The 23,473-nt window shown below is 44.1% G+C and carries 22 protein-coding genes; 17 read left to right on the plus strand and 5 right to left on the minus strand.

Translation table 11 applies throughout. The features are described from left to right. Window positions 1–13 precede the first annotated feature (13 nt). The 9 genes from GTQ38_RS14260 to GTQ38_RS14300 are packed head-to-tail and all read left to right on the plus strand — an operon-like array spanning window position 14 to window position 6,397. On the plus strand, window positions 14–1,135 hold the full coding sequence (locus tag GTQ38_RS14260) for an NAD(P)/FAD-dependent oxidoreductase (RefSeq protein WP_161436218.1): 1,122 nt from the start codon (window positions 14–16) through the stop codon (window positions 1,133–1,135). After that, window positions 1,132–1,857, plus strand: coding sequence for a methyltransferase domain-containing protein (locus GTQ38_RS14265; RefSeq protein WP_161436219.1), 726 nt, complete (start codon window positions 1,132–1,134; stop codon window positions 1,855–1,857). The genes GTQ38_RS14260 and GTQ38_RS14265 overlap by 4 nt, the downstream gene beginning before the upstream one ends. Further along, a complete protein-coding gene (locus GTQ38_RS14270) occupies window positions 1,850–2,905 on the plus strand; it encodes a type III polyketide synthase (RefSeq protein ID WP_161436220.1) in 1,056 nt (351 codons plus the stop codon). Before GTQ38_RS14265 ends, GTQ38_RS14270 begins: the two co-directional genes overlap by 8 nt. A gap of 37 nt (window positions 2,906–2,942) precedes the next feature. Next, the gene (locus GTQ38_RS14275; protein ID WP_161436221.1) at window positions 2,943–3,734 is read left to right on the plus strand and encodes an SDR family oxidoreductase; all 792 of its coding nucleotides are present in this window, start codon (window positions 2,943–2,945) and stop codon (window positions 3,732–3,734) included. 2 nt (window positions 3,735–3,736) lie between these two features. Beyond that, on the plus strand, window positions 3,737–4,189 hold the full coding sequence (locus GTQ38_RS14280; RefSeq protein WP_161436222.1) for a 3-hydroxyacyl-ACP dehydratase FabZ family protein: 453 nt from the start codon (window positions 3,737–3,739) through the stop codon (window positions 4,187–4,189). Then, a complete protein-coding gene (locus tag GTQ38_RS14285; protein WP_161436223.1) occupies window positions 4,182–5,459 on the plus strand; it encodes a beta-ketoacyl-[acyl-carrier-protein] synthase family protein in 1,278 nt (425 codons plus the stop codon). The genes GTQ38_RS14280 and GTQ38_RS14285 overlap by 8 nt, the downstream gene beginning before the upstream one ends. A gap of 4 nt (window positions 5,460–5,463) precedes the next feature. Next, the gene (locus GTQ38_RS14290; RefSeq protein ID WP_161436224.1) at window positions 5,464–5,721 is read left to right on the plus strand and encodes a phosphopantetheine-binding protein; all 258 of its coding nucleotides are present in this window, start codon (window positions 5,464–5,466) and stop codon (window positions 5,719–5,721) included. Then, window positions 5,721–5,957: a hypothetical protein gene (locus GTQ38_RS14295; RefSeq protein WP_161436225.1), complete on the plus strand. Its 237-nt coding sequence runs from the start codon at window positions 5,721–5,723 to the stop codon at window positions 5,955–5,957. The genes GTQ38_RS14290 and GTQ38_RS14295 overlap by 1 nt, the downstream gene beginning before the upstream one ends. Continuing rightward, window positions 5,954–6,397: a hypothetical protein gene (locus GTQ38_RS14300; RefSeq protein ID WP_161436226.1), complete on the plus strand. Its 444-nt coding sequence runs from the start codon at window positions 5,954–5,956 to the stop codon at window positions 6,395–6,397. The genes GTQ38_RS14295 and GTQ38_RS14300 overlap by 4 nt, the downstream gene beginning before the upstream one ends. Before the next feature lie 14 nt (window positions 6,398–6,411). On the opposite strand, the gene GTQ38_RS14305 is transcribed toward GTQ38_RS14300, so the two are convergent. From GTQ38_RS14305 to GTQ38_RS14315, 3 genes are all read right to left on the minus strand, one after another. Then, the gene (locus tag GTQ38_RS14305; RefSeq protein WP_161436227.1) at window positions 6,412–6,822 is read right to left on the minus strand and encodes a hypothetical protein; all 411 of its coding nucleotides are present in this window, start codon (window positions 6,820–6,822) and stop codon (window positions 6,412–6,414) included. Between the two features lie 56 nt (window positions 6,823–6,878). Beyond that, entirely contained in the window at window positions 6,879–7,886 is a 1,008-nt protein-coding gene (locus GTQ38_RS14310) for a hypothetical protein (RefSeq protein ID WP_161436228.1), read from the minus strand. Between the two features lie 121 nt (window positions 7,887–8,007). Beyond that, window positions 8,008–9,054, minus strand: a complete 1,047-nt coding sequence (locus GTQ38_RS14315; RefSeq protein ID WP_161436229.1) for a toll/interleukin-1 receptor domain-containing protein — start codon at window positions 9,052–9,054, stop codon at window positions 8,008–8,010. Window positions 9,055–9,431: 377 nt separating this feature from the next. On the opposite strand from GTQ38_RS14315, the gene GTQ38_RS14320 reads away from it, so the two are divergent. Together GTQ38_RS14320 and GTQ38_RS14325 are read left to right on the plus strand one after the other, a co-directional pair. Beyond that, window positions 9,432–9,968, plus strand: a complete 537-nt coding sequence (locus GTQ38_RS14320) for a DinB family protein (protein ID WP_161436230.1) — start codon at window positions 9,432–9,434, stop codon at window positions 9,966–9,968. A 139-nt stretch (window positions 9,969–10,107) separates the two neighbouring features. After that, window positions 10,108–11,001: a DUF72 domain-containing protein gene (locus tag GTQ38_RS14325; protein WP_161436231.1), complete on the plus strand. Its 894-nt coding sequence runs from the start codon at window positions 10,108–10,110 to the stop codon at window positions 10,999–11,001. Here GTQ38_RS14325 and GTQ38_RS14330 read toward each other — a convergent pair. Together GTQ38_RS14330 and GTQ38_RS14335 are read right to left on the minus strand one after the other, a co-directional pair. Beyond that, on the minus strand, window positions 10,998–11,855 hold the full coding sequence (locus GTQ38_RS14330) for a phosphatidylserine decarboxylase (RefSeq protein WP_161436232.1): 858 nt from the start codon (window positions 11,853–11,855) through the stop codon (window positions 10,998–11,000). The genes GTQ38_RS14325 and GTQ38_RS14330 overlap by 4 nt on opposite strands. 6 nt (window positions 11,856–11,861) lie before the next feature. Next, window positions 11,862–12,038: a hypothetical protein gene (locus GTQ38_RS14335; protein ID WP_161436233.1), complete on the minus strand. Its 177-nt coding sequence runs from the start codon at window positions 12,036–12,038 to the stop codon at window positions 11,862–11,864. Window positions 12,039–13,469: 1,431 nt separating this feature from the next. Here GTQ38_RS14335 and GTQ38_RS14340 point away from each other — a divergent pair. From GTQ38_RS14340 to GTQ38_RS14365, 6 genes are all read left to right on the plus strand, one after another. Further along, the gene (locus GTQ38_RS14340) at window positions 13,470–15,206 is read left to right on the plus strand and encodes an ATP-binding protein (RefSeq protein ID WP_161436234.1); all 1,737 of its coding nucleotides are present in this window, start codon (window positions 13,470–13,472) and stop codon (window positions 15,204–15,206) included. Between the two features lie 9 nt (window positions 15,207–15,215). Then, window positions 15,216–15,593, plus strand: coding sequence for a response regulator transcription factor (locus tag GTQ38_RS14345; protein WP_161436235.1), 378 nt, complete (start codon window positions 15,216–15,218; stop codon window positions 15,591–15,593). Window positions 15,594–15,761: 168 nt separating this feature from the next. Next, on the plus strand, window positions 15,762–18,047 hold the full coding sequence (locus GTQ38_RS14350; RefSeq protein WP_161436236.1) for a HEAT repeat domain-containing protein: 2,286 nt from the start codon (window positions 15,762–15,764) through the stop codon (window positions 18,045–18,047). After that, window positions 18,040–19,467 (plus strand): glycosyltransferase family 2 protein, encoded by a 1,428-nt coding sequence (locus GTQ38_RS14355; RefSeq protein WP_161436237.1) that lies wholly within the window; start codon window positions 18,040–18,042, stop codon window positions 19,465–19,467. The genes GTQ38_RS14350 and GTQ38_RS14355 overlap by 8 nt, the downstream gene beginning before the upstream one ends. Window positions 19,468–19,471: 4 nt before the next feature. Beyond that, a complete protein-coding gene (locus tag GTQ38_RS14360; protein WP_161436238.1) occupies window positions 19,472–21,856 on the plus strand; it encodes a sulfatase-like hydrolase/transferase in 2,385 nt (794 codons plus the stop codon). A 3-nt stretch (window positions 21,857–21,859) separates the two neighbouring features. After that, window positions 21,860–23,185: a YaiO family outer membrane beta-barrel protein gene (locus GTQ38_RS14365; protein ID WP_161436239.1), complete on the plus strand. Its 1,326-nt coding sequence runs from the start codon at window positions 21,860–21,862 to the stop codon at window positions 23,183–23,185. Window positions 23,186–23,473 lie beyond the last annotated feature (288 nt).

Here is a 23,473-nt window from a genome sequence, read left to right on the forward strand (position 1 = left end):
GTATCTTCCCATAGTGAACGGACCTGATGTTATAATTGTAGGAGGAGGACTTGCCGGCCTTTCCGCGGCCATACATCTTAGCCTGGAAGGATTTAATGTGCAGGTATTCGAGAAACAGCCGTACCCGCGTCACAAAGTCTGTGGGGAGTATCTTTCTCGTGAAGTGGAACCTTATCTTGAATTCCTGGGTATAGGACTTCCCGGGGCCGTCCGAATAGACCAATTCAGGATGAGTAGCCGTAAAGGTGGTATATTGACTGCCAGACTACCCCTTGGCGGTTTCGGGATCAGCCGTTATGCCCTGGATCATACTTTTTATCGACGGGCACTTGAACTAGGGGTGAAGTTTTATTTTGAATCCGTGCAAGACATTGTCTTTAAGCGCGATCAATTCACAGTAACGAGCCAAGGCCGGAAAATACATGCCGCTGTGGTAATTGGTTCTTATGGAAAAAGGTCGCACCTGGATAAAAAACTCGAAAGAAGTTTTATCGAGCAACGATCGCCCTGGATAGGAGTTAAATCACATTATGATCATCCCGGGTTCCCTGAAGAGCTTGTGGAATTACATCATTTCCGGGGAGGTTATGCGGGCCTTTCCAAAACCGAATCCGGGTCAATTAATATGTGTTACCTTGCTAAATACGAAATCTTTAAATTATATAAAGATCACGATAAGTTTAAATATCATGTGCTTGAGGAGAACAGCTGCCTGAGGTCCTTTTTTAAGGATGCCAAACCACTTTTTGATCGTCCGCTGAGCATAGCTCAAATTTCATTTCAAAAGAGAGGTGCGGTAACAGATCATGTGCTGATGTGCGGAGATTCTGCCGGGCTGATTCATCCCTTATGCGGTAATGGAATGGCCATGGCCATACACAGTGCCGCCATAGCTGTAAAGGAGATCAGTCGGTTTTTGAAAGACGAGAGTTGTACACATGATCAACTTGAGCATAGGTATGAGAAGAACTGGAAGAAAGCCTTTTCGGCCCGCCTGGCCGCCGGAAGGCGATTGCAATCACTGCTTTTAAGGTCTAAAACGTCCGAAAGACTTATCGATGTGGTTGGAAAATCACCGGCACTGGTTCGGGCGCTGATCAAAAGTACACACGGACACCCAATGGAGATCGAATGAGTTTTGTACAGCGGACATTACAGAAAGAATTAATGGACGACCCTAAGGTCCCTGCCGGTGAATTAAAGCTGGTGCTAAAGGATATTGACTTTGCGAATCGGGCTCTGGGCGGGAATCGAATTACCATCAAGGCGTTGCAAAGATTGTTTAAGGCCTATCCGGAGAGATCCTATAGCATACTGGATGCTGGTTGCGGAGATGGCACCATGATGCGCCTGATCGCCACCTTCTGCAGGAATCAAAAAATAGAAGTGCAATTGACAGGGTGGGATCTTAGTGAGACAGCCGTTACCCAGGGAAAGCGAAGTTCAAAGGATTTTCCTGAAATAAATTTGGTGGCGGCGGATATCCTTAAACACCCATGTCCACCAAAAACCTTTGATTTTGTAATTACTACACTTACCATGCATCATTTTGAGGATGATCAGCTGGAGTTATTGCTAAAACGCCTGACTGATTTGGCGCGTAAAGGTGTGGTGATCAACGATCTTCACAGAAACCGTCTGGCTTATGCTTTATTTAAAGGGTTTAGCAGTATTTTTATACGCACCCGGATTGCCAGGCACGACGGCCTGGTGTCCATTCGAAGAGGATTCAGAAGAAAGGAACTGGAAAGGCTTTCGGCTAACTTTCCGGAAATGGATCATAAAATTCAATGGAAATGGGCATTCCGGTGGTTATGGATATTGAGTTTTTCAAAACAGCGTTTGTTGAATGAATGAAGTTCGTATTGAGGCGGTTTCCAAGTCACTGCCCGAATATAGCAGAAGTACAAAAGACATTCTTCCCTTTGTTGAATCCTGGCTGGATGATCAGGATGAACGCTTTAGGCGTAAAGTGTTGAAGATCTTCGAAGGAGCAGGGGTAGACCGGAGGTATGGAATCATGGATATTGAGGAAGTCTTTACAGAAACTTCTTTCCAGGAGAAGAATGATATCTATGTTCGTGAGATGAAAAAGCTGGGGAATCAGGCATTGCAAAAAGCCCTGGATCATGCTGGCTGGGACCCCCGGTCACTGGATTATATCATTACTGTAAGTTGTACCGGTATTATGATCCCTTCGCTGGATGCTTATCTGGTAAACAGCCTGGGTTTGCGAAATGATATTGTTCGTTTACCAGTAACAGAAATGGGCTGTGCAGCCGGGATCTCAGGTATCATTTATGCCAGTAATTTTTTGAGGGCCTCCCCGGGAAAGCGGGCTGCAATAATTGCGGTTGAAAGTCCTACGGCCACGTTTCAGTTGCAGGATTATTCCATGGCCAATATGGTCAGTGCAGCCATCTTTGGAGATGGGGCGGCCTGCGTACTTTTGAGTTCCGAAGCGGATGCAAACGGTCCAAAACTGTTGGGAGAGGAGATGTACCACTTTAAGGATGCCACACACCTTATGGGTTTTGACCTGACCAATACCGGGCTTAAGATGATACTGGACCCCGAAGTTCCGCAGACCATCGCCAGTCATTTTGAGGATATAGTACATCCCTTTCTGGAAAAATTCGGGACTAATATTAAAAATGTGGATCATTTGATCTTTCATCCGGGGGGTCGGAAAATCGTTCAGACCGTGGAAGACCTTTTTGGTAAAATGGGAAAGAGTATAGAAGATACGCGGGAGGTGCTAAAGCTATATGGAAATATGAGCAGCGTAACCGTTCTGTACGTTCTCGAACGGTTCTTGTCTAAGATAACAGAAAAAGGCGAGCAGGGCCTGATGCTGAGTTTCGGTCCGGGTTTTTCGGCTCAAAGGGTCTTAATTGAATGGTAACAGCCGAAGTGCACTAATAAATGATAAGCTATAAGCTATGGCAGCAGCTAATGGAAATTGGGCGATAATCCTGGGAGGAAGCCGGGGCCTGGGTCTTGCAACAGCCAGGAAACTAGCTAAAGCCGGGTTTTCAATATTTATCGTGCATCGCGACAGAAGGGCGGATATGGAGGAGGTAGAACTTGCTTTCGAAAGCATACGTTCTCCTGGCGTAAGGCTTGAAAGCAGGAATGTAGATGCGCTTAAAACAGCTGTCCGACAGGAGATCGTATCCGAACTTAAGGCGATCACAATTGCCGAAGGCGGGTCCATCGGTGTTCTTGTTCACAGTATTGCCAAAGGAAGTTTAAAACCTATGATAGATCCCGGAGATCAGGGCCTGAACCAGCAGGACTTTATGATTACGCTGGATGCTATGGCAGTAAGCCTGTACGACTGGACAAAGGAAGTTTTTGATGCCGGATTGGCATCAAAAGATATGCGGATCATTTCGTTTACCAGTGAAGGAAACCAAAAAGCTATTCCTAATTACGCCGCGGTCTCTGCCGCCAAGGCCGCACTTGAGGCAATTACCAGAAACATAGCACTGGAGTTTGCGCCGCTTGGGGTTAAAGCCAACTGCATTCAGGCAGGTGTAACAGATACCTGGTCCTTCAACCAGATCCCGGGAAGTGAAATGATACGGAAGAGTGCGCTCAGGCGTAACCCCAATAAACGCCTGACTACACCGGAAGATATTGCTAATGTTGCCTACCTGTTATGTCTGCCTGAGGCGGCATGGATTACAGGTACCGTGATCAAGGCAGATGGTGGAGAAAGCCTTTTATGAGTATGGATTTTGAGCAAATTATTTCTATTCTTCCCTATGATCCGCCTTTTCATTTTGTAGATGAATTGCTGCATTTGGATACGGAAGGAGCAGAAGGAACTTACACCTTTAGTGAGGATCTGGACTTTTATCGGGGGCACTTCAGGAACCAGCCTGTAACACCAGGCGTAATACTTACTGAATGCTGTGCCCAGATCGGATTGGTGTGCCTTGGTATATTTCTCCAGCAAAAAGAAAACCCGGGAAGTATTGAGGGTAGGGGTGTGGCCATGTCAAGCTCGCATATGGAATTTTATAAACCCGTATTCCCAGGAGAAAAGGTAGTGGTGAGATCAAAGAAACAATACTTTAGATTCGGAAAGCTGAAATGTGAGGTCCGCATGTACAATGCTAAAAATGAGTTGGTAAGTAAGGGAGAACTTTCAGGAATGATCAAAGTTGAAAAGGATGAGTAGGAGAGTTGTGGTCACCGGAATGGGGGTATGCGCACCGAATGGGGTTACCCTGGATGATTTTGCGAAAAGCCTTTCCCTTGGAAAAAGCGGCATCGCATTTCAGTCCGAGCTTAAGGATAAAGGCTTTGGGTGTCAAATTGCTGGAAAGCCTGATATTACAAATATTGACTTAAACAATTACTTTACACCAATTCAGCAGAAAGGACTCCAGGCCTCCGGGCTGGTTTACGGGGTAATCGCCGGAAAGGATGCCTGGCTGGACGCCGGGCTTAGTCCATCGAGCCAGGAAGAACCGGACTGGGACAGCGGGATCATTTACGGTACGGGCATATCAGGAGTGGATAAATTCAGGGAAGCGGTCTACCTGGTAGACCGTGGAGACACCCGTCGTTTAGGTAGTACCGCGGTCATTCAGACCATGGCCAGTGGCATAAGCGCATATCTCGGCGGGATGCTGGGCTGTGGAAATCAGGTAACAACCAACTCCTCTGCATGCATTACGGGTACTGAAGGTATTCTTATGGCCTATGACCGTATCCGGTCCGGTAAGGCAGAGCGAATGCTAGCGGGCAGTTGTAGCGATAGCGGACCCTATGTCTGGGGTGGTTTTGACGCGATGCGCATACTGCCGCGGAATTACAATGACAATCCGGAAGAGGGAAGTCGTCCGATGAGCGCGAATGCCTCAGGATTTGTACCTGGAAGTGGCGCGGCGGCTTTGGTCGTAGAATCCCTGGAAAGCGCTCAGCAAAGAGGAGCAAGGATCTACGCTGAGATACTCGGAGGTTCCATAAATAGCGGAGGGCACAGGGCTGGTGGCAGCATGACAGCGCCTAATAGTCTCGCCGTTCAGCGGTGTATTCTGCAGGCGGTTGAAGAGTCCGGCATAGAGGCCGCTGAAATAGACGCGATCAATGGTCATCTGACAGCTACTGCCAAAGATCCTGTAGAAATAAAGAACTGGTGCCAGGCCTTGGGCCGGTCAGCCGTAGATTTTCCCTATATCAATTCCTTTAAAGGCACCTTGGGTCATTGCCTGGCCGCAGCCGGCAGCATAGAAAGCGTGGCTTCAATTTTGCAATTTAAGGAAGGTAGAATATTTGGTAACAGGAATTGCCAGCAGATCCACCCACTAATCCTCGAGCAAATAGAAGCGTCCCGTATACCCCGGGAAACTATGGATATAGAGCTAAAAATTATCGCAAAAGCCAGTTTTGGTTTTGGAGATGTGAACGCCTGTATTATTTTTAGTGCCTGTAAAGAAAATTAATATTATGGCTCATGCCCAGAGATACGAGCAGCTAAAGGCTCTGATGACTCCCTATTTGCCGGAAGATGTGAACCCTGATGAGATCAGTCCGGAAAGTCACTTCATCAATGAACTCAATATCAACTCCGCCCACCTCGTAGACATTATACTGGATGTGGAAGACACCTTTGATATCCGACTGGAAAATGAGGATATGGACGCTATGCAAACCGTCAAAGATGCTCTGGAAATCATTGATTCCAAACTGCGAAATCAGGATTAATGAGGGACCAAACTAGGAAGTTGCGAAGAAGGTGGTGGCTCACTGGTACCTTTGGAGCCCTGGCCTTTGGTGCGGGTCTGTGTTGCACAGTTGAAGCCGGCTTTTTGAAACACAGCGGTTCCAGTTGGCAATTATGGGTGCTGGCAGGTACTGCTTCCTTGGCCCTGGTAATAAGCGGGTTGGTACTGCTTATCAGGGCTGGTATTCAGGGAGAAGCCCTAAAAAAGAAAAAATGAAGACCTTCCTGGAATTTGCAAAATTGAAACTCAATGTAGACAATAGGCTGGTGATGGTTTATTGCGTATTGTACTTCCTTTGGGGCCTGGGTATGAACTGGTTCGGCGCCGAAGTAGAAATAGCCAGATTTACCTTTTGGTGGCAGGTTATAACCTGTTATATTCTCTACATGGTACCCATTTCACTTCTGTTAAGAGGCCTGCCATTTCATATGCAATATGCCTACGGCCTTGTTGCTATGGGCTTCTTGGAGTTCTGTGGGTATTGGTTTCAGACTTCCTGCGCCTACACAAATAATATCCTGGACCAGCTTTTTGGAATTCGTAACTTTTCACTGGGCATGGCTCTTTTTTTTGGGCTTTATTTCCCCCTTGGAAATTGGGCTGCCAACAGAATTTATCAGCTAGTATTTCACAAGAAGACCAGTTCAGATCTTTAAATTCCGCTTGGAGTTCACTGTACCAATACCAAATTCCCTTCCAACGACTGAAGCTCAATCCTGATAACCTGATGGTCTGAATCACTGATAGTCTGCATCTGCCCGACATATTGTATCGTCTCATTATTTGGCCTTTGAATGGTGAACTCTATATTCAACCCGCTAAAACTTCCGGAAAGAGGATTTCCGTCAAGAGCTGGAATGGTGTCGTGCTGCTCTTCCCCTTCAAAAACCCCTGCGTGAACCCCTTTATTGGCCTCATCAGGTTGTAGATCTATACGATAGACATCGTTGTTTTCCACATTCCATGTAGCGCTGAAAGCTGGAATGAAAAGTATTGCGGCCACAGTCTCTGCGCCACATCCTATAATCAGGATGGCTATAAAAAGCCTGATCCCGGATCTGATCAAATAAAGCGTTTTCATTTCTATGGAGTTTTAGTTAAACATGCTGTAATTTTCCTGCTGTCATCATGCCAAGATCAGCCTTCCATCTCTGTAGTGAGATGAGATAAAAAAGTGCTTATTTCTATATCCATGATATCAATTTGTCTCTTGAGATCGTCCGTGGTAGTTCTCACTCCCCGGATGATCTCTTCCTTTTTCGCTTTTTTTTCATTTTTACTCATGCTTTTGGTCCGATACTCCCAGATGTCCATCCTTACTTTATCCAGTTTGAGAACACAAGTCTTGTGAATGTCATTCATGATCCCATCCAATATGGACTTTAGTTTGCGCCCTCTTTCCCGATCCCAGTTTTTTGTAAAATCCATATGGTATCGGGAGCCGTTATTGTGCAGGTCATCAAAAATGAGGTTGTAGTCTATGATGGTTTGCCCCAGTTCTTCAAAATAGTTGTCGTTATTCATTGCAAATCGGGCTATATCCTGAAATCCCTTCTGCACATTCTTTACACGAACCATATAGGTGGACAACTTTTCGGAAACTCGCTCAAACTGACTTCGTTTGGCTTCTTTGAATTCTTTGGAATGCAGCTTTTGGACTAATTCCCGCATCTTGTTTTTTCTGGTTTGATTGTCATTGATCAGTCCGCGACCGATCAGGGTGAAGTCCTGACGGAATTTTTCCCCGTCCAGTCGCTGAAAAGCCACAGTCACCTCGTACTGTCCGCTTTCAAAATCATCCTTAACCTCCCCAAAGATGACAACCCCGGCCCGAATTTTTCTCAGACTGTCCTTTGAAGCGGTAGAAAGGTTATTGAAGTCAGAAATACGATTCTCCATATCCAGGTGGGCCTGAACCCGGTTGTATTTCCGCCGCTCGAGCACAGTGTACCAACCCAGCCCAATAAGCTCAGTTTCAAAGTCGTTGGTTAGCATCTCTCCGATCCGCTTTAGCTCCGGGTGGCTAACTGTAAAATCCCAGACGTAAAGGGAATCTTTCTTCTGACTAAGTACATCCGTGGTTAAAAGCAAAACCAGGAATACGGTCAGGAGGTCTCTAAAGCAGTTGTTTGGTCTTTTTTGCATGGTCTACATCTTTGCTAAAAATTCTATAGCATTTACCTGGTAGTATTCTCAGAGCCTGGGCTCTTACCTTAGAATTCGACTTTAATACCTTTGGTGTGGTAGGGGGAAGTTTCTGTCGATTCTATATGCACAATGCTATTTCAACATTGTCTTCTTCTATCATCCGCTCAGTAGTACATTGCTCTCCACCATCGCGGATCTCAAAATGGTGGCTGTTGTCTTTTTTCCAAACTCTGACCTCAATAAAGATCAGGTCGCGTTTTAGTACCTCAGCTGGCTTTCCGTCAACGAAAACGGCTGCCTGAGTCATGTTGGAGGGTACGGTCAATAAAACGCTATAGCTGACATTCGATTTTTTTTCGGGGCTTGCTTCCTTTTTAGGCGGGGGATTCATTGTTTCGCCTATCACTTCGGTCGAGTCCATGGCCACCTCCAAAGAATCTTTTTGTACCAATGGAATTTCATTTTCCTTCCCGTTAAGCTCCCGGTTCATGAGTACAAATCCAAATGCGACTACCGCTAGAATCAATAGCGTCAATACGCTTCTTGTCAATGCTCTGCGCCGGAACAAAACGGGTTTTTTGCTCTGGAAATCCTCCCGGATCCTTGCTTTTAACTGTTCTTTAAGTTGATGGAAATCCGAACTGATATGCTTGCTGGTGTTCAGAGTGTTTATATCTCTGAGGATATTGGTCAGCCGGGCCATATTATTCCGGATCTCCGCATAGAGATTGAGATCTTCTGTAACTCCCTGAATATTGGACAGTGCTTTTAGCTCTCTGATCTTTTCATCCAGGTTGGTTGCTTCGTCTTCCCAGTACTTAACCAGAGTAAGCCGATCCGATGCCTTGCTTATTTTTACCTCGTCCATCACTACGGGAAAAATGCGTTCATAAAAACTACCGCTTTTAAAGATCTGCAGTAATTCAAACATGCAATGCTCAGATCTCAGGTATTTGTTGCTAATGATCAGGATAATGTACTTACCTCGACCGATCTCATTCATGAAGTCGCGTATTCGGCCCTTGTAGGAGAGGTGTTTTTTGTCGCGTATGGTCTGGATTCCTTCTTCCTGGAATTCTTTTTCGATGGCCTTGGCGAGGGACTCACTTTCTTCATTCCAGGCGTAGGAAATGTATACTGCTGGTATTTGAGCACTTTCCTGCATTGGGGAGAAAGTTTATCTCGGCACTAGTACAAAGCGGAAAACTTATTATTTCACCGCTGATCGACGCTACACCTATCTTAAATGTAAAAGTTTCTTTCGGACCAGTAGGAAATTAATGTGTGTCTCGTAAGGTTTTATGTGTGGATGGATGCTTTTTGGATGTTTTTGGGCCTGTTTTTACTTTCGAAAGTATTTGTCAATCAAGACATTACGATTATAAATGCGGAATTTTATCTCAGTATAAACCCGAATCTCATACCCCGTTGGTATTGGATCTCAGCTACAGCAGCGGACCTGATCACCGATTCCGGTTCGCCGAATTTTTGAGTACTTTTATGATGTCACTTTCCACATTTATCAACAGTAATATTTAAGGTATGACACTCAAAATCGCACAAGTGCAGTCTATATTAGAAAACACCCCGCAGGTCATTGCAGATCTCCTGTCCGATCTTGATGATGCACTGGTCCTAAGCAACGAAGGGGGAGATAGTTGGAGCCCTTATGACGTATTGGGTCATCTCATACATGGAGAAAAAACGGACTGGATGGTCAGAACGGAGATCATCTTAGGCGATAATGAGGATAAACGCTTTGAGCCTTTTGATCGTTTCGCGCAATTCCAGGCAAGCCAGGGTAAATCACTTTCGCAATTGCTGGAGGAATTCAGGCGATTGAGAAAGAACAATCTCCTAAATCTTAAGTCAAAAGACCTTAGCGATAAGGAACTGGAAAGGACAGGCATACATCCGGAATTTGGCGCGGTAAGCCTGAGACAGCTTCTCTCTGCCTGGGCAGTGCACGACCTCGGCCATATCGCTCAAATCTCCAGGGTAATGGCCAAACAATTCACCGATGAGGTTGGTCCATGGCCAAAATATCTGACAATACTTAACTATACTCCTAGTGAATAAACTGATATTAAAGGTATTATAAGTCTGATTTATACTTTTACTTTAAATGTATAGATTTATACTTTTTTGTAGTTTCCGTAGTATCTGAAGCCAAAGTTTCATAATTTTATTCTTTGGCAATTGTAAGAAACTTAAACTAATGAAATTTGGAAAGGTTGATCACCCTGAGCGCATAGATTTTACAATTCCCCCGGATCATCCGGATACCTCAGTAGTACTGTCAAAAAGCAGTAAGAACAAGCCATTAGACCTGTATGTCGGTTGTGCTAAGTGGAATCGTCAGGATCTTAAGAACTTTTATCCCAGGGGTACTAAAGACGAGCTTGAGTACTATGCCACCCAGTTCAATTCCATAGAGCTCAATGCAACCTTCTATCGCATTTTTCCGGTGGAGACTTATGAAAAGTGGTATGATAAAACCCCTGAAGGCTTTAAGTTTTTTCCTAAGATCGTCAATAATGTCAGTCATCTGCGAAGACTGAACGATCACGTTTATTCAATAATGGACGAATATCTTTCGGTAACAGCGCTTCTTAAAGAAAAACTAGGGACTATATTTCTACAGTTGCATAATAATTTTGGTCCTAAAAACTGGGACAGGGTAGTGAGATTTGTGGATTATTGGCCAAAGGAGTTCCCCCTGGCCATAGAATTCCGTCACACGGATTGGTATAACGATGCTGTTGTTTCACAAGAGCTTTACAATCTTTTGGAAGAAAATAATATTGCCAACATACTTGTTGATACTGCTGGCAGGAGGGATTTGATGCACATGAGGCTAACCAATGACGAAGCTTTTGTGCGATATGTAGGAGCCAATCATCCTACGGATTATGATCGCCTGGAGGATTGGGCAAGCAGATTAAAATCATGGAGGGCCCAGGGCTTGAGCCAGATCCATTTTTTTGTACATCAGAATATGGAATTGGCATCCCCCTTACTATCCGCCCATCTGATAGAAAAACTGAATAAGGATTTAGGGGTAGCGTTGCGAATCCCCAAAACACTTGTGCAACCTAAAACCCTTTTTTAGTAAGTTGCGCCCACTTCCACGAAAGTGTTTTTTGAATGTCTTCTTGGAGGTTCAGGAGCAGCCATGCAGCAGGTAGAACCTAGATAGAAAGTCGCAAGTTCTTCCAATTTTTCGATTGTTGCCCCAAGTTTCACCGCTTCCGGTAACTTGATGGTGCCCACTGCAGGACCCCCAACAATAGAGAGGTACCAGGTTCGTCCCTTTTCATCTGTGATATCTATGTTATATCGCTCATTCCTGAATGCGGGCAAAGATGGATTGTGCATATAGATCCAGGGACGTAATACTACCAGGTCGCCGGGAACATGCTGTATCCGGCTTATTTTTCCCTTTACTGGCGCGTGGATCCTGTGATAATTCTTATTGTGCAGAAAGACGTTTGTAAAGTGGTATTTGCCCGGAATGGCCTTCGGGGATACCCCAAAAATTGTCTCCACATTCCGCCGGTCAAACTTAACCATCACTGATTCGATATCTCGTACTTCTCCTACATCACAGAGCAAGCCCTCACAGGGCCAGACCCACGGATTTTGATTCTTTGGCAATTCCCTGAACCTGCGGATGAAAAAATCCTGGAAACTTTCAAACCGATCCTTTCCTTCCGGCGGTGCGAACTTGTCCAGGTAGTTTTTATCCCTGTAATGAAATCGGATATAGGGTTCTATGATCCATTTGGAAAAGGGTTTGTCATAGTTCGAAGCATAAAACGCGGAGAGCTTTCTTTGGATATTGCCGGGGAGGTTCCCCCAGATGTGGACCGAAAAGAATTTGTACACATCAGCGCGCCACTGTGGAATCTTGTATACTGTAAAATAAGGATCAGAGTAGTAATCGAAGGAAGCTACAGTCTCCATGGTGCCCTAAATTTTATCATTTGATTCCTTTAAAACCTGATCATGATAGCATAGGGACTGTTTAGACTGCTCAATTTTGAGATCAGCTTTTTCGGCTACATAGGTCTCGGAATCTGAATCGGACACGAACTGGGTTAACAAAAGTAAAAGAAGGGCGATGAAGTGTTTAACGATGGTTTGCATGAGCTGTCGGATTAGGTTGATTAAATGTATTTTTTTACCACCCAACCCAAAAATGAATTAAGAAAAGTTTATTGTTAGCTTAACAATTTTTATCAGTGCGTTCTTAAAATCTGTTAATTACGAGGTGGGGATTCTTAAAGGAACGAGGGGGAATGGAGCAATGTAGTAATGTATCAATGGAATAGTGTTGCAATGGAGCAATTGGATGTTTGGACAATTGGATGTTTGGACAGTTGGATGGTTAGACGGATAGACTGTTAGACGGTTGGATGGTTGGATTGTTAGACGGGTAGACTGGTTGGATTGTTAGACGGGTAGACTGGTTGGATTGTTAGACGGGTAGACTGGTTGGATTGTTAGACGGGTAGACTGGTTGGATTGTTAGACGGGTAGACTGGTTAGATTGTTAGACTGTCGGACGGTTAGATTATTAGACGTTAAGACAACTGGATGGTTTCTTAATTTTTGGTAGAATACTTTTTCGTATAACCTACTATACATATGGTACATCTGCAATATTTGGTCTATCAACTGTCAACTATAAACTATCAACCTTTGTCCTGCGAAGCTTTAGCGAAGGAGGGCTGTAGACTGATTACTGATTACTGATTCCTGATTACTGAAATAGGGGTCCAGACCCCACCCCAAATCTAAGTTAACCATCAACACTGCATTTTAAAAGCAGGGAAGACTATGATTTTATTTGAAATGTGGAAATGGGGAAATAGAACAATGTAGCAATTGGATGTTTGGATGGTTGGACAGTTAGATGGTTAGACGGATAGACGGTTAGACGGTTGGATGGTTGGACTGTTAGACTGTTGGATGGTTAGATGTTTAGATGGTTGGATGGTAGGACTGTTAGACCGTTGGATGGACGTCATTTTAGCGCGGCCCTTCGATGATTTAACAAACTAAATCTAGATATATAAATTGTTTATTTACAGTACTTTAAAATATATTACCTAAACTAAATTATACCTTGATTCATTGCCTTTTTCATCATGTTCTTCCTTATACCAACTATGGTTAATCTAACTTCTTCCATTTAGGGAAGGTCAGGACCGGTAATGAGCTTTTGAATGCAGTAGTTCAATGTCGTCCGGAGGGTCAATGGTCGCTGTTCTTTGGTGGATTAAAAAGGCCTTTTGTTTGAGGCTTTCCCGACTGTTTATTTTTCCGCTTCGGCTTAGGCGAGCTGCGGCGGGATTAAAAAGGCAAAAACTATATGCCGCTATTGTCAGATTTTAAACCTACAAATAAAGCGGTTTGACAACATAAAACCAGTGCTAGGTAACATTTAATTGTATAAGCGATTCGAAATGAGGAGTTTTAATCCAATTAAGATCAGAAGTTTAAGAATGCGGATAAGTTTCAAGTCAGTATTCTTTGGTTCTGAGGAGATTAAAACCAACCCAAATCAAATTTTCTTTGAAATCGAAGAACCTACTTACGCAATTGTCGGATCTGGAGCAGGCCCTGAATAATTTTTCTTTTGAGGAACTCTCTGCAGCTGAAGCTACACGCCTAAAGAAATCCTTTACTTTCTTCAAAGACCAGCTGGAGAATCGCATTTGGGGTAGCCCATCAGATGAGATACAGCCAGGCGGTCAGATCCGGGAAGAAAACGGGGCTGATAACTCCGGTAAACTTATCGCTACCGTCAGCCACGAAATGCGCACACCACTCAATGGGATCATTGGGTTTACGGAGCTCCTGCGCGAAGGTGAACTCAGTGCTGATCAGCTAAACCATGTAGACGCCATCAGATCAGCCTCTCAAACACTTATGGGTATTATCAATGAGCTGTTGGAATATTCTAAGTTATCAGCAGAATTACATCGATCTGAGTCGGTGAATTTTAACCTTAAGTCGGTTGTGAATGAGGTGACCTATCTCTGTAAGACCCTGATCCTTGAAAAAGAGGTGGATTTAAGCCTAAACACGGATCCGAATATACCTGATATTCTAAAGGGCGATCCTTCCAAACTTACCCAGGTGTTACTTAACCTATTGGGCAATGCCATCAAATTCGTTGAGCAGGGTTCAATTTTCCTCAGATTGGAGCTCGAAAAAACCGTCGAGGACACCTTTTGGATACGATTTATAATCAAAGATACCGGAATAGGAATCGCCAAGGAAGACCTTAGGCATATCTTCGATTCCTTCCGTCAGGCCAAAGAAGATACCTTCAGCAAATACGGCGGTTCGGGATTAGGTCTCAGCATCGTCAAACAGGTAATCGAACAGCAAAAGGGAAGCATAGAAGTGGAAAGTGAAGTAGGCGTAGGTACTACTTTTTCGTTCACGCTGCCTTTCAAGTCCGGTCAACTCAGTAGAAAAGAGGTTAGTCCGAACAAGGGAGAATTGCCGGAATGGCTAAAGGGGATGCACATCCTGGTTTTTGAAGATAATCCACTTAATCAGAGGCTGATCGGTTCCCGCTTAAAGGCCTGGGGATGCAAATACTATATCACAGAAAACGCGTTGCAGGGATTGGCTATTCTTGAGAACAATCCTATCGAAATGGTTCTTATGGATCTTAGAATGCCCGTAATGAGCGGATACGAGGTCACCGCGAAGATTCGATCAAACCCCAAGCCGACAATCAATAAGATCCCAATCATTGCCCTTACCGCGGATTTTACCGTGGAAGATCAGAGTGATTGCAAGGAGACCGGAATTGACGATTACCTGCTCAAACCCTATAGCCCGGCTGAACTATTGTCTAAACTGAAGCAAAACAGAAAGGATATGTCAAATTACATCGAAGTCACCTCAACGGAAATCGGAACAAGTGAAGGAACAAGGAAACTCAAGTATGACATTGACCTGGAATCTGTCCTCGAAGAATGTATGGGCGAAACCAGTTTGTTGGAAGAGCTCGTTTCTCTCTACAAGCAGAACGCATTGGAGTTCATAGGAGAGGTTAAAATAAAGTTAGGAGAAGAAGATCTTGAGTCCGTGTCTTTTGCCGCGCATAAGATCAAATCTGGCCTAAAAATGATAGGTACGCCTGAGCTGTTATCTATAGTTGAGCAGATCCACAAGGATTCAAAAGAGAACGGAGATATAAAACATCTTGAATTTCTTCATAGCTGTTTCGTCGAAGAATATCCAAGGGTAGAGGAAGCATTAGACAATGCGATGCGCAAATTGAAGAAGTAAAAAATAATTATGGACATAAGCAAACCCCGACTTTTGCTTGCCGAAGATGATGAGCTACTGGCGTCCTTGCTGCATTTCAGACTGGAAAAAGCAGGATACAGTGTAAAACTGGCAAATGACGGCAGGGCCGTCAAAGAGTTTCTAAGCTCTGAGATTCCGGACATCATAGTTAGCGATATTATGATGCCCTATTTCTCCGGTATAGAACTAATTTCCTACGTACGTAAGGAATTGGCTTCTCAAGTGCCGATCATCATCATCTCTACGGCTGGTAATGAAGAGAATGTGCTGAGCGCTTTTGAGCTTGGGGCAAACGATTTCATTGCCAAACCGGTGAGTCCTTCGGAACTATTGGTAAGGGTGGGCAGAGAACTAAGCAAGGTATAATTAATGTCCCTGGAGCTACCAAAATATCAAGTATTACCGCTAATAAACGCGCCTAAGATCCAAACGGATCTTTTGTGGGATTTAGGGCTATTGTTTATCGGACTGGGATTACTATACTTTCTTTCCATTTTCTTTTTCCGGAATAAACTCTCCAGAAAGTCAGTATCTATGGCTAAACGGAAAAAAGAACTGGCTCCGCTTATTAGCAACTTTTTGTTTTTCGAAGACGACTCGTCCAGGGAAGAAAAGGAAGAATACTTAAATCTTAAAGTACAGGTTCGCGAACTTTTGAAAGAGAAATTCAATCGCAAAGCCCTGACAGAGATCCTGATGGACCTGCAAAAGGACCTCTCGGGAGATGCCCAGGAGCGAATTTATAATTTGTACAAGGATCTGGGCTTACATCAGGACGCCTTTAAGAAGCTAAAGAGTTGGCGCTGGGAAGTTATTTCCGAAGGCATACTGGAGCTTACTCAAATGCAGGTGGGGGAGGCATTTACCATGATAAGGAAATTCATTAACCATCGCCGCGGCGTGGTGCGAAAACAAGCTCAAATAGCCACTGTAACCCTCAAGGACGAAGGCATTAACTACTTTCTGGATTCCAATAAGTACAGGATCTCTGAATGGCAGCAGTTAAAACTGTTGGATGTACTTCGGCACAAGGAAGACTTTGAGCCGCCAAGATTCAAAGCCTGGCTGACTTCCAAAAACCGGGATGTGGTACTCTTCGCTTTACGCCTGATCAAATATTACAAGCAAAATGATGCCCAGGCCTCCCTGATTCAGTTGGTAAAGCACAAAAACAACCAAATCAAATCTGAGGCAATCGGCTGCATAAAAGAATTCCATTTTTCAGATGCTGTGGAAACGCTTAAAGCGGTCTTCTGGAGGTGTGGAACAGATGTAAAGTTGCAACTGCTGGACGCCATTGGGATGATGGGTAGTAAGAAAGATATTGAATTTCTTCAAAGTATTGAAAAAAAGGAAAATAACTTTATTGTTAAAAGTAAAGCTTTAAGTGCGATAAACGCGATTTCTCCGGAAAGTATCATACCGTCAGAGGGAATACTGGAAACTTTGGAACAGCCGGACGAAATTGCAGAAGCCCCTGACCAACAGCTTAGCACAACAGAGGATTCAATACTCCGGGAGGAGGTAGCTGAAGAGCAAGTTTTTGAAACAAAATTAGAACAAGAAAGCCCGTCTATCAATCCGACGGATATCGAACCAGATCCCGTACAAACCATTTCTGATTCCCTTGACAACCCTGATAGCCCGGATGAAGAAATATTAGAAGCAAGCCAGGAAAACTCAGAACAACCAAACACCCAGGAAACCATGACACCTAAACCTTCCAACCCAAAAGATACGAAAGAGCAGCATCAGCAGCCGATTCCTGACGAAGAACATCTCCTGGACCAGGAGATGGAAGATGAGATCATCTTTGAGATCTGTTTTATGGAAGACCTTCAGGACATTCTGGATGAGGCCGATCCCGAAAAGGAGGCGGCCAGAGAAGTCTTGCCCCTGGACTTTCTTCCTATTGTCACTGAGACTGACGAAAAAGGCTCAGCAGAACAGGAGGCGGACGCGGAAGCATCTATCCTTAAAAATATGGAAGTGGTTGCAGAGATCATAGGGAGTGGGGACGTAATGGATGAGGTTTTATCGGACGAGCAACCTTTTGCCGTCAGGGAGGGAGCCTCTGAAGTTGATTTTGAACTCGATTTTAACTTTTTACCCTTTGTAGTAGAAGAAGCCATGGATTTAGATAATATGTATAGCGAAGAGAACGCTGCATATAAGGAAATGGAAGTGGTATTTGAGGAGATCACGGACTTAACAGAGCAGCCAGATGAATCCATTATGGATGTGGATTGGGAGTTAAACCCACGGTTCGAAAAAGAGAAACTGAAGATTGGAGATATTACAGCTCCGCAACAAGAGGAAGATGAGAATGGATCTGTTATCCTGGAACACGGCAGGCAGGAGCTTTCCACTTTTAGCATCTTCCAGGAATTCTTTAGGACATGCGATCTGGAGTCCAAACTGATCTTACTGGATGAAATTCCGGCTGTTGGCGAGGAAAAGGAACTGCTGTTTGTCCAGATGCTGGCCGAAAATGAGCATGAAGACGCGCAGTTGCGTAAAAAAGCCAGGAAAACCGCTGAGATCCTGCAGAAGATGCTTGCCAAAAAAGAAAGTGATGCGACATTTGGAAATGCCGCTGAGGAAGAGGTTCAGGAAAAAACTTTACTAGGTGATGAGGTTCAGATCGTTTCCGAGGCTGTACAATCCACCGTAGGAATCCTGGAGCCTGATTTTGAATTGGCCGAGCAGGCTGAAGTTATTGAATTGCAAGCGCATAAAGAGGAAGAAGACCAATCGGACAACTCGAACACCAGCATTTTTGAGAGTTTCCTTAAAATCATAGACAAGTTGAATGGATAGTGGGGTATTCAATATTATACTGGAATACATTAATGTAGTATTCCTCCTGTTTACATCGGCCCTGTTCACGGTATTTACGGCCATGACCTACCTGTCTACGCGTAGCTCTTTGCACTACCGTAAAAAGAACAGTTTTGTGGATCTTTCCAAGATCATGGCCTCACCTCTCGCGCCCAGTATTACCATAATCGCACCGGCCTATAACGAGGAGCTTACCATTGTGGAGAACATTCGATCCCTCTTATCACTAAAGTACGTCAACTACGAGGTAATGGTGGTAAATGATGGCAGTAAGGACGATACCCTTAAAAAGATGATTGAGGCCTATGATCTGGTAAAGATCGAAAAGGAAATAGACCCGAATTGGCCCTGTAAACCCATTAGAGGAGTATATAAATCATCCAAAAGGGTTTTTTCCAAGCTTACGGTGATCGACAAGGAAAATGGGGGTAAATCCGATGCCTTGAATACCGGTATGCGCTTGTCCGAAAATAAATATATCGGCTGCATTGATGTGGATTGCCTTTTGGTTCCGGATGCCTTGCTGCATGTGGTAAAATCCTTTTTTCAACGCTCAAAAAAGCGGGTAATTGCTGTTGGAGGGGTAATCCGGATAGCCAACTCCTGCAAAATATCAGGAGGGGCTTTGGAGGAAATCAGACTTCCCAAAAACTGGCTTGCAAGATTTCAATTATTGGAATATACGAGATCCTTCCTTCTGGGAAGAATGGCCTGGGGAAGGATAGACAGCCTGCTGATCATTTCCGGAGCATTTGGCTTTTTTGATCGGGAAATTGCCCTTGAAGCCGGCGGTTACGATACCAATACGGTAGGGGAGGACATGGAGATCGTTTTTAGGATGAGACGTTATATGCACGAAAGGAGAGAGGCTTATACCGTGGAGTACATTCCGGATCCGCTTTGCTGGACGGAAGTACCGGAAAGTATCAAGATATTGGTTAACCAACGCGACCGTTGGGCCAGAGGTAACCTGGAGACCTTGTTTAAACATAAGGATATGTTTTTCAATTCCAGATTCGGCAGATTGGGGCTGATCAGCTATCCCTACTGGTTCTTTTACGAATGGCTGGCGCCAATCCTTGAATTTGTAGGTCTGATCTCGGTGTTGTTCTTCTATTACCTGGGAATTCTGAACTGGGACTTTTTCATCGCGCTTACCTTCGCGGTTTATACTTTTTCCATCATGTTTTCCTTCTACGCGATACTGTGGGAGGTCTATTCATATAATCAATACAAGAAAACAAAAGACATTCTTACGCTGATGCTCTTTGCCCTTATAGAACCCTTTGTTTTCCATCCGATCATTTCATTTTCGGCTATAAGGGGTAATTATAAAAAGCTATTCAGGATCAATTCCGGATGGGGCGCTATCGGCAGAAAAGGATTTAGTAAAGCATAACAGTATGAATACGAGTAAACTGGAGAGATACAGCTTAAAGGAATATACCCGCCTGATGATCGCGTTTCTGGGCTGCCTTGTGGTATTGTCCATATTCCAGTACAGCGTATTATACGTAAAGGGAGTTGTAGACAGTATTTTCAGTAAGAGTTTTTTGATAGCGGTGATCCATCAGCTTGGCTTTACCTCTTTGGTTGGGGTCATTTTTACATTTCCTTTCAATTTCTGGGAGAATTTCAGGCCAAGATATGGGTTTAGGCTGGCATTCTTCCTGCTAACCCTTCTGTTGATCATAGAGGCCATGCTTATTGGATATTACTGTACTACCTTGGTACCGCTTGGTTCGGATCTACTGGGCTATAGCTATGACGACATGAAAGAGACCGTCTCAAACTCGGCCTCAGCATGGATGATACTCTATTTGATACTCGGACTGGCGGTGATTATCGGATCGTTTTACGGATTCTTTAAAGTTACCTCTAAGTTCTATCATCGAATTAGCAAACTCTACCCCTTTACCATCATACTATTTAGTTTGTTCGTAGCAACTTTGTTTACGGAGGGAAAACCCATCAACCAAAATAAGACCCAGTATCTGGCTATCAACCTCTATCAGAGTTCCACAGAAGATAATACCTATCAGTCAGATGAGGAATATCCGCTTATAAAACGCCCGGAAATGGAAGATGTACTGGGCCCGCATTTTGAGCTAAAAGCCGAGAAACCAAATATCGTTTTCATGATCGTGGAAGGTCTTGGGCGCGATTTTGTTGGTGAGGGAGCGGAATACGGAGGATTTACCCCATTTCTCGATTCACTTTCCACCAAGTCCCTGTACTGGGAGAATTGTTTGAGCAACACAGGAAGAACTTTTGGTGTGCTGCCTTCCCTGATAGGGTCACTGCCTTTTGGTAAAAGTGGTTTTATGGAGCTGGAGGAATTCCCAAATAAACTTACGCTTTTCAGCATCCTGAAAAGCAACGGTTATCACACCTCATTTTATCAGGGGACGAACAGTTCTTTCGACAACGTGGATAAATTCCTCCTAAGTGAAAAACTGGACTTTGTTCTGGATCGATCAGGTTTCGGAAATAAATACACCTTACAGGCCGAAGATGCAGCGGGCTCTTCCTGGGGTTATCCGGATATGGAACTCTTCAAAAAGAGTATGAGTTTTAAACGGGCCGAACAACAACCCAGGATGGAAGTCTATATGACCATCAGTAATCACGAACCTTTTATTCCGCCCAACCAGGAATACTACGAGAAAGAGGTGGAACAGATATTATCCCGGGGCAGGCACAAAGGTAAGATCCTTAAGGTCATGGAAAAGAACGACAATGTGTTCGCTACCCTTTTATATACGGACGATGCTCTAAAGTGGGCCCTAAATGCCTACAAGAAACAACCGAATTATGAGAATACCATTTTCATTATCACGGGAGACCACAGATTGATACCTATTCCACAACGAAATAACCTGAGTCGTTTTCATGTTCCATTAATTGTTTATAGTCCACTGATAAAAAATCCGCGGAAGATCAGCGCTATTTCATCTCACTTTGATGTGACCCCCAGCATATTGGCCATGCTCAACAAATCCTATGAGCTTAAAATGCCCAAAAGGGTTGCCTGGATGGGAGGTACCCTGGCCATGCAGCAGGAATTTCAGGGAGCTAAAGATATCCCGTTGATGCGAAACAAGAACGAATTGAAGGAGTACGTCTCCGGTCCTTACTTATATTCAGATGGTGATGTCTTCGAAATCGATGAGAATATGGATATCAGCAGTGCCTTTGGAACCAGCAGTTCTAAAATCGAGGGCAAACTGAATAGTTTTAAAGCGATGAATGCCTATGTGACGCAGAACAACAAGATCATTCCGGATAGCCTCACCATTTTTGAGGTACAAAAAGAACGTTTTACAGAGAGTGAGATCGTATGGATTAACAGTGTCTATAACGGTCAGGATTCAGATAAGGCCTACCTGACGGCCCGTGACCTGGCCTTTGACAGGGAGTACGAAAAAGCCCTGTTACTCTGTCGCTACATACTATCCGATGTCCCAAGCCATATCGATACTAAAATACTTACCGGAAGAGTAAATGCCTGGTCCGGGAATTACGACACTTCCATTGAGATACTGCAATCCTGTATCCAGATGAACCCTAATTATATAGATTCTTACGCGGCATTGTTCGATGTATACTTCTGGTCAGAACGGCATGAGGCTGCCTATGAATTGATTCCCAGGGTTAAGGAGAACAGTTCCAGTGCCGATGAGATTGCGGATAAGATAGCAAGGGCCGAAAGGGAATACAGAAAGCTTGGTAAACGCCCCAAAGCTCCTGTAAAAGCTGAAACCGCAATGATTTCAGAAAAAAATTAAAGTGTGAATAGTCTTAAAAAACATATCATCCTTTTGCTTTTGCCGTTTTTTGGAGTGATCCATGGACAAGACCTGGCCTATAATGAGACTCCGGCCCTGCCTTTTCAGAATGCACGGAAAAAGGCCCTTTTAGGGGACCACAAAGCGGCACGGACCACGCTGGAACAACTTCTGGCTGATGACCCTTCAGACCTGGATGCCAGAATCCTGTTCGCCAGGACCTTGAGTTGGGACGGCAATTATGAAGAAGCCCGAAAGGAATTCAATAAGGTAACCTCCAGAGCGCGGGGGAACAGGGGAGTGTGGGTTTCCGCGGTAAAAAATGAGTTATACCTGAAAAACGGGGCCACCGCCCTGGGACTCGCGAACAAGGCGCTGCTATATATTAAGGAAGACCCGGAATTACTAAGGCTTAAGCAAAGGGCAATGGATCTGATAGAAAACCAGGTTTATCCCCCATGGAATGAAGATCCGGGAGAAGGAATAAGCCTGAAAAAAGTGAGGAAAAATAAGAAGAGCAGCAAGAAAAACGAAGAGGCGAATAAAAAGACCGAAACTACGAAGGAAGTGGCCAAGGATGCCAAAGAGAAAAAGGGACCAAAAAACATGTTTTCGGTTAACAATGGCTTTACGGTTTTCAATGACTTCTACGATCCAATGGTCCGCGCGAGTGTAGAATACAAAAGACAAACCCTTGCCGGAAGCATTATTCCCCGGATAAATTACAGTAATCAGTTTGAAACTAACGGCTTACAGTACGATATTGACTTTTATCCGAAGTTCTCCAAACGCTTCTATGCCTATATGAATTATGGATATTCCAACGCGTCCATTTTCCCAAATCACAAAGTGGGCGGAGATCTTTATGTCAATCTACCCTGGGCCATGGAATTCTCCGCGGGCGGCAGGTACCTCAGTTTTGACGCCCGGGAACTTTCTATAATAACCAATTCTGTGGGCTATTACAAAGGAAACTACTACTTCTCACTACGCAGTTATATTACCCCGAGATCCAATAACCTAACCAGGGTTTCCGGCAATCTTTTGGTTAGGAGATACCTCAAGGATGCTGAAAACTATCTAGGGATCTCCGCCGGTATGGGATATAGCCCTGAAATCAGGCAGATTATCCTGGACAACACCGTACTTTCTGAAACCCTGTTTTACCTGGAGTCTCAGCGGGTTAATATGGAATATCAATTCACTGCAAAGGGTACTCCTAACATATACAAAGCGCAGCTCAGCTTTGCCAGGCAGGAGCTATTCGCCGAACCCGGGAATTTCATTTGGTCTGTTGGAGCGGGCTTTATATATAAGGTTAAGTTTTAATACAGGCATAACCTCTTAATTAACATGCGTTCACAACAAAAAAAGAAAGCTTCACCACATTTTGTTGTTTTAGGCCCTCATTTTAAATAGGTTTACTATATGATTATTGATTCCCAAATCTCAATAGTTTAAAACCAATCTTACCATGCTATACGATACCTACGGGGAGGAATATCTTGCTTTCCTCCGAGATTTAAATGAAATTTTAAGTTTAAATGAGTTAGCCGAGTTGGATTATTTATAGTCCAACCGGCTAGTTCTTTTTTAAAACCTACAGATATGGCAAAC

This window comes from Poritiphilus flavus, assembly GCF_009901585.1.
GTDB classification, from domain to species: domain Bacteria; phylum Bacteroidota; class Bacteroidia; order Flavobacteriales; family Flavobacteriaceae; genus Poritiphilus; species Poritiphilus flavus.

Excerpts from the sequence above, each read along its gene's own strand:
- GTQ38_RS14345 (WP_161436235.1), top strand. The coding sequence starts at position 15,216 with ATGGACATAAGCAAACCCCGACTTTTGCTTGCCGAAGATGATGAGCTA.
- GTQ38_RS14330 (WP_161436232.1), bottom strand. The coding sequence starts at position 11,855 with ATGGAGACTGTAGCTTCCTTCGATTACTACTCTGATCCTTATTTTACA.
- GTQ38_RS14310 (WP_161436228.1), bottom strand. The coding sequence starts at position 7,886 with ATGCAAAAAAGACCAAACAACTGCTTTAGAGACCTCCTGACCGTATTC.
- GTQ38_RS14285 (WP_161436223.1), top strand. The coding sequence starts at position 4,182 with ATGAGTAGGAGAGTTGTGGTCACCGGAATGGGGGTATGCGCACCGAAT.
- GTQ38_RS14315 (WP_161436229.1), bottom strand. The coding sequence starts at position 9,054 with ATGCAGGAAAGTGCTCAAATACCAGCAGTATACATTTCCTACGCCTGG.
- GTQ38_RS14280 (WP_161436222.1), top strand. The coding sequence starts at position 3,737 with ATGGATTTTGAGCAAATTATTTCTATTCTTCCCTATGATCCGCCTTTT.
- GTQ38_RS14290 (WP_161436224.1), top strand. The coding sequence starts at position 5,464 with ATGGCTCATGCCCAGAGATACGAGCAGCTAAAGGCTCTGATGACTCCC.
- GTQ38_RS14320 (WP_161436230.1), top strand. The coding sequence starts at position 9,432 with ATGACACTCAAAATCGCACAAGTGCAGTCTATATTAGAAAACACCCCG.
- GTQ38_RS14275 (WP_161436221.1), top strand. The coding sequence starts at position 2,943 with ATGGCAGCAGCTAATGGAAATTGGGCGATAATCCTGGGAGGAAGCCGG.
- GTQ38_RS14265 (WP_161436219.1), top strand. The coding sequence starts at position 1,132 with ATGAGTTTTGTACAGCGGACATTACAGAAAGAATTAATGGACGACCCT.
- GTQ38_RS14270 (WP_161436220.1), top strand. The coding sequence starts at position 1,850 with ATGAATGAAGTTCGTATTGAGGCGGTTTCCAAGTCACTGCCCGAATAT.
- GTQ38_RS14350 (WP_161436236.1), top strand. The coding sequence starts at position 15,762 with ATGGCTAAACGGAAAAAAGAACTGGCTCCGCTTATTAGCAACTTTTTG.
- GTQ38_RS14355 (WP_161436237.1), top strand. The coding sequence starts at position 18,040 with ATGGATAGTGGGGTATTCAATATTATACTGGAATACATTAATGTAGTA.
- GTQ38_RS14295 (WP_161436225.1), top strand. The coding sequence starts at position 5,721 with ATGAGGGACCAAACTAGGAAGTTGCGAAGAAGGTGGTGGCTCACTGGT.
- GTQ38_RS14300 (WP_161436226.1), top strand. The coding sequence starts at position 5,954 with ATGAAGACCTTCCTGGAATTTGCAAAATTGAAACTCAATGTAGACAAT.
- GTQ38_RS14325 (WP_161436231.1), top strand. The coding sequence starts at position 10,108 with ATGAAATTTGGAAAGGTTGATCACCCTGAGCGCATAGATTTTACAATT.
- GTQ38_RS14335 (WP_161436233.1), bottom strand. The coding sequence starts at position 12,038 with ATGCAAACCATCGTTAAACACTTCATCGCCCTTCTTTTACTTTTGTTA.
- GTQ38_RS14305 (WP_161436227.1), bottom strand. The coding sequence starts at position 6,822 with ATGAAAACGCTTTATTTGATCAGATCCGGGATCAGGCTTTTTATAGCC.
- GTQ38_RS14360 (WP_161436238.1), top strand. The coding sequence starts at position 19,472 with ATGAATACGAGTAAACTGGAGAGATACAGCTTAAAGGAATATACCCGC.